This window comes from Rhodohalobacter sp. 8-1 (genome assembly GCF_038150125.1).
GTDB lineage: Bacteria > Bacteroidota > Rhodothermia > Balneolales > Balneolaceae > SW132.
Genome location: NZ_JBBVMF010000034.1, coordinates 15,172 through 28,072, shown reverse-complemented (window position 1 = coordinate 28,072; position 12,901 = coordinate 15,172). Strand labels below are relative to the sequence as shown.

At 38.1% G+C, this 12,901-nt stretch carries 6 protein-coding genes and 2 pseudogenes; all 8 read right to left on the bottom strand.

Annotated elements, in window-relative coordinates:
- Window positions 1-205, bottom strand: a pseudogene (locus AABW11_RS19455) (hypothetical protein); the annotation flags it as partial.
- Window positions 195-572, bottom strand: coding sequence for a transposase (locus AABW11_RS19450; RefSeq protein ID WP_340107004.1), 378 nt, complete (start codon window positions 570-572; stop codon window positions 195-197). The gene AABW11_RS19450 and the pseudogene AABW11_RS19455, both read right to left, overlap by 11 nt.
- Before the next feature lie 25 nt (window positions 573-597).
- Window positions 598-684 (bottom strand): annotated as a pseudogene (locus tag AABW11_RS20235) (hypothetical protein); the annotation flags it as partial.
- A 399-nt stretch (window positions 685-1,083) separates the two neighbouring features.
- Window positions 1,084-1,806 carry a 4'-phosphopantetheinyl transferase family protein gene (locus AABW11_RS19445; protein ID WP_340107003.1) on the bottom strand — a complete coding sequence of 241 codons (723 nt, stop codon included), beginning with the start codon at window positions 1,804-1,806 and terminating at the stop codon, window positions 1,084-1,086.
- The gene (locus AABW11_RS19440) at window positions 1,775-4,180 is read right to left on the bottom strand and encodes a condensation domain-containing protein (RefSeq protein ID WP_340107002.1); all 2,406 of its coding nucleotides are present in this window, start codon (window positions 4,178-4,180) and stop codon (window positions 1,775-1,777) included. Before AABW11_RS19440 ends, AABW11_RS19445 begins: the two co-directional genes overlap by 32 nt.
- Window positions 4,181-4,189: 9 nt before the next feature.
- Window positions 4,190-8,695, bottom strand: coding sequence for an amino acid adenylation domain-containing protein (locus AABW11_RS19435; protein ID WP_340107001.1), 4,506 nt, complete (start codon window positions 8,693-8,695; stop codon window positions 4,190-4,192).
- 15 nt (window positions 8,696-8,710) lie between these two features.
- Window positions 8,711-9,901, bottom strand: a complete 1,191-nt coding sequence (locus tag AABW11_RS19430; protein WP_340107000.1) for a HupE/UreJ family protein — start codon at window positions 9,899-9,901, stop codon at window positions 8,711-8,713.
- 281 nt (window positions 9,902-10,182) lie between these two features.
- Entirely contained in the window at window positions 10,183-12,537 is a 2,355-nt protein-coding gene (locus tag AABW11_RS19425) for a TonB-dependent receptor (protein WP_340106999.1), read from the bottom strand.
- Between the last annotated feature and the right edge of the window lie 364 nt (window positions 12,538-12,901).

Below are 12,901 nucleotides of genomic sequence, written 5' to 3'. Positions count from 1 at the left end.
GAAATCCAAACCTTAGGGGGTCAATATGCCCGGAATGGGGGGTCAGTATCACCGGAATATCCAACAAGTCTATGTAACTGGTCAGGTGATACAGAATCACCCCGACCTTATTGGAAAAAACCCACCTGCGTTTCGCGGTTCGCTGAACCACCAGCATCAAAAGCTGAGCAATCAAGCTCACCCAAATTTGAATCTCAAATGGCATTCTGGAAGTCAGCAAGGAAATACTTCAGCGGAAAGTTTTGCTTGAGCCGTTTAAACATAGATTCAATCTGCCAGCGGTTTTTAAAGATCTCTGCAATTTTATCCGGGGCCAACCGGTGGTTGTTGATCCGAAAAATGTAGGTCCTGTCCTGGCTGGCGTTGTAATAAGCAATGCGGCGCAGTCTTATAGATTGGCCATCAATCGTAAGGATAATTTGTTCATATTTAATGTCCCCGGGATCAACCGACACGGCAATATCGTATTCGCCGGCTGGCTGCCAGGCGGCATTGTCTTTTTGGCGAGTTACAAAATAGACGGTGTCCTTGCTCCAGTTGATACTGGCTGTAATCGGTATAGCCTTTGTCAAAGACCACAAACGATCCTTCCGGCAACGATAGCTCCTTCAAATGTGTGTGATCGTGGCGAGCCGCCGAGCTAAAGTGAACCAGTTGCGGGACATCCTCAAGCACATTAATCATCGTGTGGAGCTTAATCCCGCCCTTTTTTTGCCGGTCAATGAAGGGCCCTTCCCAAAGGGCCAAAACCCAAACTCAGCGCTTACCAGAAGAGAAAACAGCGCGATGAATATGCCGAACGAAATCACATTGAAGGGCGCATCGGCAATGCATAACAGGCGCTTTCGCTCAACCAAATAAAGGCCAAACTTCAGGGTACATCCGAGACCTGGATCGCTGCCACCCTGCTTGTGCTTAACCTCTCCGCCTTCGCCACCCGATCAGGTGTGAAATTTTGAGGAAGCACTACTTAACTTTTGCGGTTCTGCTTAACAAAATTCCTATTCGTCCTGTATCTCCTTTTATTTCCAAAATTAAAAAAAGCCAAGTTTTCTGAAATAATCGAATTGTCTAAAGCAATTTTTATGGTGATGTATATTCTGTCAATTCATTAAAATTGAACTCTCGATATACAAAATTGGAATTCTGACGTTTTACAGCAGTTGCAATAGTGTATTCATCGATGTTCTTACTATCAAACATCCATTGCTTTAGGGTATAAAGATCATCCTGAATGTGGTTTATTTGAACAGGCTCATCGGATAGCAAGGTCACTTCAAAATCGTTAAGTGGATAACTCAATCCTTCGCCAACGGCTTTTATAAATGCTTCTTTGCGTGTCCAGCAGTTGAAGAAGGCATGCCTTTTCTCTTCAGGTGGTGTTTTTACTAGTTTCAGGTATTCTGATTCACAAAAAAAACGTTTTGCTAAATCATCATACTCCACATCTCGATTTAAGTTTTCTATGTCGATACCAATTTGTGCGTCTGCAGTAACAGCAATTACAGCCATTCTATCAGTATGACTTAAATTAAATTGTATACTCTTGTTTTTTAAAAACGGCTTGCCATATGATGTCAATTCATACTCAATTTCGCCTGGTTTTTCAGAAAGGTAGTGGGATAGAATAAGTCTCAAAGCATTATGAGACTGGTAGAATGTTTGCCTGTCTTGTGAGAAAAAGAACCCGTTCCATCTTTTCCTTTCTGCTGCAGAAAGAAAATTAGGCAATGAACTGCCGTTTGCATTCACTACCCAGATATGAACGGTATTATTATTCAATTTCATGCCCAATAATTCTTTCAATGGTTTTGGCCATTTCTACTACAGAATTACCCTCAAAGATCTTATTGTGTTTACTATCAACTTGATAGGTAGATATTTTGGATTTACTTAGAATTTCCCAAATGTCGATGTGAAAATTTCTTTCTGGAAGATTTATATGTTCACTAGAACGAATCAAATGAACCTTGGTTTGAATAGGATTCCAGTGGTATTGATTATTTAATCTTATCATATTTGGCCCTATTCTTTCCAAATGATGATCCGTGTCGCTTTCTGACTTTACAGTAACTTCTTTCACAACATCGTCCGTTTTGCCTCTATACTTTACATTTACTCGATCTATTCTTCTCTTAACATTTCGTGAGATTCCTTGCCATCCCATTCCCAATATTTTTTTCCCAACATTTAATATCAGGTCTCCCTTAGTGTCAAGTAGCTTACGCTTTTGCCACCAGGGCAAATTGGCTGAGTCAACGATGATTAATTCAACCTCTAAGCTTCGTTCTTTAGCTATTCTTGCAAGTTCAAGACAAACAACACCACTGAAGCAGTATCCCAGCACATAAAATTTTTGTTTGTTGGTAACGGCTTGTATCTCTTTAAGATAGTCTTGTGCCATTTCCTCTATGCTGTGGTGCATTTCTCCCCCATCTAGTCCTTTGGGCTGAATAGCATAAACCGGATAGTCTTCACCAAATGATTCGGCCAATTTTTTATACAAAAAAACATGTGCACCACCCGCATGAATACAAAACAATGGATGCTTTTGCCCATTTGGTTTTAGGGGAACTAAACAACTGAATTCTTCTTCTTTATCGTCAGCTATTAATTTTCCCAACTGATGAATGGTTGGATGTTGAATGAGAACAGATGGCAACAACGTTTTGTTAAAACTCTTTTCAATTTCTCGGAACAGTTGCAAAGCCTGAATCGATTTTCCTCCGAGAGCAAAAAAATTATCTGTTATTCCAATTACTTTTAAGCCCAAAACATGTTGCCATATTTTCGTGAGTTCTAATTCAGTGGGTGTCGTTGCACTCACAAAATTTCGAGAGCGTTGATGTTCTGAATCTTGATTGATATCAATTGTTGGCGGTTGACCTAGTACATGAGAAATGTGATCGATTCTTTGCTCACCATTTACTTTTAAAATTTCTTTAAAAGTGTTGAGCAACTGTTTGGCCAGATTCTTATCAACAATATTATCGTCCCACACACAATGCAATTTGATGACTTCCCCTGGAACAACTGCCATAGTTATAGGGTAGGTTGTGGTCAATCCACTTTTATAGTTCCGGATGTTTAAATGTTGACTCGCAATTTCATCTTTCGCAAAATTCTCAATGATCAATAATGTGTCAAAAAGACTAGGATTACCTTCCCAATGGCACCATTCTTTAATACGATCAATACTGATAGTCTCATACTTTCGGGCCTTTGCATGGTGTTGTTGAATTTGCTTTGCTGCATCCACAAAGCTTTGGTTAGGTTGAAACTGGTGAATTATTGGTAAAACGTTAGATAAGAAACCGGCTAATTTTTCGATGCGGGGAAAATCAAACGCCCGACCAGAAACCACTGTGCCGCTCGCGACCCGGTTATTCTGACGAAACCATTTTAAAGTGAGTAACCAAGCTGTTTGTAATAGTGAAGTAAGCGTTAACCGGTGTTCTTTCGCAAAGTCTAAAAGGTCATTACGTGGTATAGAAGCTTCGATGGATTTAAAATTGTCTTTAGCTTGATTTTCTGTATGAAATCTGGCGATTCTGTTAGGAAATAGTTTATCATCAATTTGATTTTTCCAAAAGTTCTTGACCTCATCATGTTGTGATTGTTTCTCAATAGCTTTTAAATATTCTATCATTGAGGGGATAGATGTGTCAATAGTCAATTCATCCCCGTTGATCACGAGATCATAGTATCGAAAAACCTCTTGCAAGATAAGCCTGCTTGACCATCCATCTAACAGTATATGATGACAAGTCCATAAAAGATGATATTGAGTATCAGTATGTTTGAAAACTGAAATCCGTGAAACAGGAGCCCTACTGAGAGAAAAAGTTTTTTCGCGATCGCTTAACTCATATTTCTCCAACGAATCGATTAAATCAGTTTCTCCTTCTAAGTCTATCCAATCTATTTCTAATTCAGCATGTTCTTGAACTACTTGCAGCTGTTTACTCAAGTTTTTCCATTGAATAGATGTACGCAGAACATCATACTGTTTGACTACCGCAGCCCAGGCTTTCGTAAATGCTGTTTGGTTGAGCTTCCCATCAATGGTACATTTTACCTGAATAATTCCACTATCTTCATTGGTTGACAAGTGATGAAATAGTAAAATTTTCTGATTATAGGTTAAAGGAAATACTTCTTCTAATTTAGCCTTAGTCATGCTATGATATTACAGTTCAAACAGTTTTGATAATTCATCGAGGTCAGAATCACTTACATTATCACTCTTGTTCTCCCCATCAGTGTTATGTACCTCAAGATCTTCTAAAGTAGTAAACAACTGGTGTTTAACGTTATTCATAAGCTCTTTTGCATCATCAGAAGAATAAAGTTCCTGAGGATGCCGGAAATTGATTTGTAATTGCCCCCCTACAATACCTGCAGAAAAATCAAACGGGCTGTACACTCTACTATTTGAGTTTTTGGCTACATCAAATATAAATTGATATGAATCGATAAGGTTAAAATTTTGTGTTTCTAACTTCCCGACATAATTATAAGTTATCGGAAACCGGTTGAAACTTTGCAGGCTTTCTACTTTCTTGAGGTACTTCAACACGCCAAAACCAATACCAAAGTTTGGTGTTTCACGTAGAGTTTGGATCAGTTGTGAGACCTTGGTTTCTCCCTCTTGAATCGTAAATTTTCTTGGATAAAAGGAAGTGAACCAACCTACAGAATCTGAAAAAGATATATTATTGGGTAATTCTCGACCATTGTGTTCTAAGCCAACCAGGATCTCCGAAATGTTAAGTTTTTGATTTATAGCAAAAAGGAGGGAAGACAAAACGACTTCTTCCAATTTGTACTCTGAATTCTGACTAAATTGGATTAACTCTCCTGTTTTCTCTTTTGTAAGAACAAGGTTTTGACGTTGTAAATCTTTCTCTCTGATGTCCGATTGATAAAAAGAATCCCAAAAATTTTGCTCACAATATTGAGATTCCCAAAAGGATAGTTCGTCATTGAAAAAATCTTCGTGAGATAGTTGTTCAAGATAATTGGAAAACTGGCTGCATTGATAGTTTTGTTGTGGAACTACTTCATTTGAAAGTGCTGTACTGAGCTCCTGTAGAATTTGGTTGTAAGAGAAAATATCGATTATAAGGTGATGAGCAATTAAGCGAACAGTAGTTGTCTGTTTTTCTGATAATATTAATACTTGAAAAAGATTTTCTGCTGAAATTTCGGTTTGTCGTATCACTGGTTTAGTGAGCTCACGTATATCACCTTCTTGAAAAAAATGAAAGGAATTATCGGTAATTGATTCAGATTTTTTATCAGCAAAAATTTGTACATCATCCTTAAAACAGGATCGTAAAGCTTGATGCCTTTGTAGAATAGAATTAAACAGTTGCTTCCACTCAACTTCTGTTTTTAGAATTTGAGTTTCAAACTCTAAAATTTGATGCCAATGATTAGGATGATCTGTGTAAAACTCAAAAAACCATCTTTGAATGGGACTTTGGGGAGCTACTGAAGTGGTTTCAGGAAGACGTACTTGATTCTCCTTTTCTTTCAAAAAAGAGGATATGTCTTTAATGGTTTGTGTCTCAAAAATTTGTGTAGGGGAGAGGTGTATCCCTTTTGCTTTTGCCTTTGAAACCATGCGAATACTGCTGATCGAATCTCCACCCAAGGCAAAAAAGTTGTCGTTAATTCCTATACTTGATTGGTTTAAAATCTCTTTCCAGATGTCGATCAGCTCTTCTTCGATCGGTGTCAGTTTTTTATGGGTTGGTTCTTTATTCACTGGATCAGGGCGAGAAATCATTTCAATTAGTCGCTTTTGATCAATTTTTCCATTTGGCAAGTGAGGAAAATCTTCGATCGGTAGTATAGAAGAAGGCACCATGTACTTAGGCAATAATTTATTCAGCCTTTTCCTCGCATCTTTTTTATCTATTTGAGAGGTTTGATCCTGAATAAAAAATGCGAACAATTGTTGTTTACTGTCGTCAAAAATTACAACAGCCCGGTATATCTGTTTGATTGACGTGAGGGCTCGCTCAATCTCTTTTAATTCGACCCGGTGTCCCCGGATTTTTATTTGATCGTCTATTCTACCCCGAAAGTCGATATTTCCATCTTTTCTATAAGATGCTAAATCACCGGTTTTGTAGATTTTTCCATTGTCAAATGGATTTTCGATAAACAGATTATTATCGGCTGTAGCATTTCCAATGTATCCATTTGAGACTCCTTCGCCGCCGATAAATAGTTCTCCAATCACTCCAACTGGTACTCTATGGTTGTTTGTGTCTAAAATGTATGCCTTTGAGCCTGGTATCGGGCGACCAATTGGCACACGATCAACAGAGTCTTGCTGAGAAACACAGTGGGCAAGGCACCACACCGTTGCTTCTGTGGGCCCGTATTCATTGTAGAGTTTGGTATTTGGAAGATTATTGAAGTGCTGTTCAACTGTACTGGCTGAGCAGACCTCCCCGGCAACCATCACAATCTCTAAACTCTCCAACAATAGCTGGTGAGTTTCTGACAATAAAACTTGGTACAGACTTGGCAAAAGCAGAATGTGACTTACTTTTTCCTGCTGAATCAATTTTGCTACCTGTTGTATATCCTGTTCTGCTCTTTCTTCGGAAATTAATAAATTACCGCCTGTTAAAAGCGTCCAGTAGATTCCTGCAATTGAGCTGTCGAAAGAGAAGGAAGAAAACAGTAGAAAACACGTAGGATTACTGTTTTCGTAAAACAGAGGGCGACCGTATGTAGAATAGAACAAGTTTTTATGGGAGATGCTAACTCCTTTTGGTTTGCCGGTGCTGCCTGATGTATAAATTACGTAAGCTTCGTCGTAAACAGTTTTTGTCTTTTTAAGCGGTTGATCAGGAGAAGATCCAATTTTTTCAATCTCAATTTTTTCAATGTCGATGTCCAGATCATCAGTAAAATTTGATGAAGTGATTACTAAATCAATATTTGCATCCTCAATGATATAATGAATGCGTTCATTTGGATAAGATGGGTCCAGTGGTACATAGCTGCAACCACTTTTCAGGGTACCCAACATCGCAATTATCATGTCAGACTGCCTTCCGAAATAAAGCCCAATTCGTTTTTTAGGTTCTGAAAGTTTTTGAATTGTGTTCGCCAGAGCATTTGCTCTTTCATTCAACTCTTTAAAGGTCAGTTTGGAGTTTGAATCTGTTACGGCAATCGAGTTTGGGTTATTCAAAGCAATTTCTTCAAAGGCTTTGTCAATCGGAATGGGTTCGGCCTCGAAGTCCGTAGCGTTCCAATTTTTAAACTGAGAAATTTCTTCCTCATTGAGGATGTTCAGATCATTGATTTTCTGATTTGGATCGGTAACTATATCCTGTAGTAATGCGTGGTAATGCTCATGCATTCGGTCAATAGTCTCATCCTCAAAATAATCAGTAGCATATTCGTACGTTATGCTCAAATTCTCATTATCTTCTTCTACAAAAATGGTTAAGTCAAACTTTGCTACTCCGATGTTCAGAGTTTGATATTCCATCTGTAAACCTGGTAAGGGTTGCTTTTCGTCTTCTTTATGGTGGAATAGGAACATAGAGCGAAACAAAGGATTTTTATGTGCCTCTCTATGAGTAGACAAATGACTGACGATAGTTTCATAGGGTACTTTTTTGTGATCAAAAGCTTCTAATACATCTTCTTTAACTTCTTGTAAATACTCCTTATATAAAGAGTTTGATTCAATATGGGTTTGCAGTAAAACAGTCTCAATAAAAAAGCCAAAGATAGACTCCCACTCTTTCTGGTTACGATTACTGATCGGTGTACCGATTTGGATGGTCTTTTCTCCACTGTATCGATGTAATAGGATGTTATAGGCGGATAAGAAAAGAGTAAATAAGGTAGTTTCTTGCTCTCTTGCTAACTGTTTGATTTTTTTTGAAAGCTCAAGTGGGAGAGGGTAGGTCTTTAGATTACCATTATGAGTTATTTCTGAAGGCTTTTGATCTACTGGCAGAGCCATCTCATCAAGGGGCTCTGAGAGCTTCTCTTTCCAATAGTTAATTTCTTGTTCAGGAATGGGTGTGTTTTTCTGATGGTAGCTATAATCTAAATAATCATAATTGATTTCCCGGATTAGATTCTTATCTATTAAGCCAGTTTGCTTTTCATACAACTCTAACAATTGGTTTCTAAAAATTCTCATTGACCATATATCAGTGATGATGTGATGCAGGGTAAACAATACCTGATGTTCACTGTCTGATATTGTAACTATAGTCACTCGAAATAATACATCTTCAGCAAGATCAAATAGATATCTTCCTTTAGAGAAAAAGTACTCGTCTAAATTTTTATCATTTGATAAATCCGGTAGATTTACATGCTCAATTATTACCGGATCTCTTTCTTGATTTATGACTATTTCCGGTTCATGGTCCCTGTTTAATTTGAAGTTATGGAAAAAAATGTCGTGTAACAGGCATACCTCAACCACACATTTTTTGAATTTTTCCATATCCCAGTTTCCACGGAGTGTATACAACTCAGAATAGTTGTAAAATGGATTGCTCGGATATGTCTGTTGTAAGAAAAACAACCTCCTTTGACCATAGGATAATAGATTAGGACTCCCTTCCGGTTTTTTTGTCAGTGATTCAGACTCAACTGTTTTTTGTTGCAACCATTTTGCTAAGAGCTTTGACTTATCCATATGAGCGGGGTGTTATTATAAACCTACAATTGCCCTTATGGGAATGTTGACATCGAAAAATCTTTCGTAGGTCCAAATGAGTGATAATACAATCAAAGCTGCTGATGCAAAAATTACAGAGTAGGAATAGGCATTTGTTTTTCTCATTAAAAATAAGACAGGGAAAAACATGAGTATAATCAACAATTGACCAGCTTCTACACCAAAATTAAAACCAAATAAGGTGAGTGCCATATATTCACCGCTCAATCCTTTTTCTGCTAATACACCGGCAAAGCCGAAACCATGAAATAACCCAAATCCAAAAGCAATTAACCATTCTTTGTGTTTAAAAATGGGGATGATATTATGAAGGGCAGCCAATGCAATAGAAAGTGCAATAATCGATTCAACAATTCTTGCATTAAGGCTAATAACTCCTAAAGCAGCAAGGCTTAATGTAATCGTATGAGCAATAGTGAAAAAAGTAACTATTTTGACGAGGTACCAAAATGCAGGTTTAAACTTTTCAACCCCTTTCCATTGAGTAAAAACTTCTATTACTGATTTTCGTTTCGGTAAACGGGTTACCACTGCAGGTAAAGCTAAAGCCACTAAGAAAAAAATATGATCGATACCAATCCAAATATGCCAGATACCCATTTTAACCATAGAGATGAAGCCGTTCCAGGTTGTGGCTTTGGATAAATCGAGATCCTGAGTTGTATTACCGGGTGTAAAGATTGCCGAATATACACTCTCATTATCGAGGATACCCGCTTTCCAATTGTATGCTTGTAAAAGAAGTGCCCTGTGGCTTGAGTCATTCTCGAAAAACATATTATATGTAACTTCCAGCTTTTCAGGAATATTAGTGATGTTATGCAATCTAAAATATATTCTCGAAAAGGTTCCCAGCGATGCGGTTTCGGTTAATATATCTACTTCAGTAAATTGAATGGCATGCACACCAAGTTCTGAACTTACAGATACGTTCTCGAGTATATATTTTTTTATCTGAGGGAGAATTGCTTCTAAATCCGCTACAGTAAATATTTTAGGCAGATTGGTACCCAAAGCCTCATTCCATTCCTGAGCTTTAGCTTGAAAATCACCTTCAATGCGATCTTGATACGTTGAAAAGTATAGATAGCTTTGACCGGGGTTATGTGCCTCAGCAAGATTAGGAATTATTAGTAGACTTAAAATGAGTAGTATTTTTTTCATATTCTGAATTTATGTCAATTAGTAAAATGGTATAGAGCTTCAATTTTAGAAATTAATTCTTGAAATGTTATGTCATTTTAAATAAATCCATCAAAAGACATAGATCATATCTGTAATCTTTCACTTGCCAAAGCATGTAATCTGAGCAAGCTCATAATTCATTAGAGAAGGAATGAGTATTTTGATCAATGACCTCATCAAGTGCATCCTTGCTTTAATATGAATTTAGTAACATAAGCTGCTTAGTGGATTCCTTCAATCATTAAATGAAAATCTCTTCATCAGAACCTCCAGTTAATCGACATTCGAAGCGTTCTTGGCATGACCGGATGAAAATGTATGTCGGCCATTTCTGAGGATGCGTCTATACGAAAGCGAGAATCATAATAGTAGCTTATATCTGTATTAGCACTATTGAGAATATTCAATAGATCCATCTCTAACTGAACGTTTCCAAAATTATATCCTCCTTTAAAATTTAAAAGTGTGGTTGCATCCGATGTTATCTCTCCTGATTCGATTAATGGACGAGGCCCAAAATGACGTAAACGGAAGCTACTCAACCAGCCACCTGTGGGATTGACTGTTAGCCCTCCTGTTACAATTCGTCCAATTGAGTTCGGAATTTGGTCACTGTCTGAGGCTACGTCTTTATATCGTGATTCGGTCAATGCGATATCCAGGTTTAATTTTAGCCAATTCGCTGGTCGGTAATAATTAGCCCATTCCACTCCATAATGTTCACTGGCATCGCTGGCTTCAGTACCACCTGCATCACCAACAAACACAAGCTCAGAATCTAAACCAAGATAGAATAATGTGAGACTGGTTTGCAGGCCCTGAAAAGCTGCTGTTCGAACACCGATTTCTGCTCCATTTGAACGCACCAAAGGGTCTACAGCTTCAACTGGCTCTCTTGTAACTGGGTCAACTTGAATTGTTGTACCACGGGCGTCATTACTGTGATAGCCCATGCCCGAATTAAAGTAAAATTCGGTGTCGTTCCAGGGCCCAAGTATCACATTAAACTTGGGACTAAAAATCATATCTGTTTCAGTGCCAGAGTTAACATCAATGTTGCTATTAACATTAAAGTGAAACAGATCTGCTCTCAATCCGAGATTAGTTTGCAGCTTTTCAGTCCATTGTATTTCATTTTTAACGTAAATACCAACACTACTTTCACCAATAATATCATCGCGAACTGTATCCCACCGTTGACGTGAATCAGTACTGTATAGCCCTATTTCCAGTATCTGATCATGTCGTATATCTGCTCCTACCTTATTTACCGTTCGATTACCAAACCAATTGGTAAACCACTCGTGAGATATACGGGCTCCCCCGTAAATCCTGCGATCTGCTTGCTCAAATTGATCGCCACGGTCTGGGTTGTTTAAAAAATATGTAAAGTTTGAGAAGAGGTTGAGTCGATAGTAACTAGCATATACAGTAGCTTTTGTCTTGGCATACGAATCAGTTGATCTCCACAAATTACCGATCAGTGTATAACGATCCGTCATACCTCCATCCGTAGAATCTACCACTCCAAACCTTGATATATACCCTGAGTCTACCGCTTCACGTGGAATCTGATCACTCGCATTCCAGTCACTACTATACCCAAGTGCAGTCACTGAGTACCCATTTGAAGCTGTTCCTCCCGAGAGTTTTACAACACCAATGAATTGTGAAGTATTTTCAGGCACATCGAACGGACCATTATAATATTTTGCATTAAAGGCATAAAGAAGATTTGTATCAGACGTTCCTATGGTGGAAGAATTTGCAAACATACCACGATAATACTCATCCGTTCCTACTTCTGTTTTTAACACTGGACCATTAAGCTTTTTAACCAAATTGATATCAGCGCTTCCAGCCGTGGCAAAATTACCAACTTCAGAATAGTAGGGACCTTTTCTGAACTCAACAGTATTTACCAGTTCAGGGATTAAAAGGTTAAGATCCAGGTATCCCTGGCCATGGCCGTTAGTAGGTAAATTAAGGGGTATTCCCTCTAAAGACGCAGAAAAATCAGTGCCATGATCCAGATTAAATCCCCTCAGAAAAAATTGGTTTGCCTTCCCTGACCCACTATGCTGAGTAGCAATCAAACCGGGCACTGTTTCCATTATCTCTCCGGTCCTTAGCAGTGGACGTGAAGCCAACTCAGCCCTGCCTATTTTACCCTGAGAGGCCGATTCGGAAACGCCCACTAAATTAACTGCACGCCCTTCAACAGTAATTTCCTGCATTTCAGTTGATTGGCCGAACAGTGCAATCTCTACTCTTGTCACTGCATCAGAAGTTACATCTACAGTAATGGTTCTTTCTCGATATCCGATAAAGCTAAATTGTAGATTGTAGCTACCAGGCGGAACATTTGCAATTGTAAAAGCTCCATCTACTGAACTGGTTGCTCCAAATCTTGTATCCTCTATAATAATGTTTACTCCTTGCAAAGGTACACCATTGACTTCCGCTATTACAGTACCTGTAATTGATCCCACATTCTGAGAATACACTACGTCGGAAAAGCCTAGAATAAATACTCCTAAACAAATTAGAACTGTTATTCTATGCATCTTTCTGAGTGAGCGGATACGGTTGAAAAATAAATTATATCGCTTCATATCGGTGTTATTAGCTTATTTGATTCCCCGAATCACTATTGACAACGTCTCTTTTCAAGTATAAATAATGGAGCCATATCCGAATTTGGTCGAATTAGTTCCTGGGTATGGTGTTGCCGAATCCATCTCAGATTCAGTAGACCAATCAAGGGGGTATGAAGTGTCGGTAATTAATAAATGAGAAGTAGAGGTAAGGTAAAGGGTTGATGTTTTGTGATAATTAACATCTATATATATTTAATATTACAACTACTTGCATGGCTTTCTTGATTAGAAAATTATAAATCTATTTAATTGCTAAATCCACATTTTCGGACTAAAATCAATCGGTAAAATGGTTCATGAACATCAGATGAGTATTCTA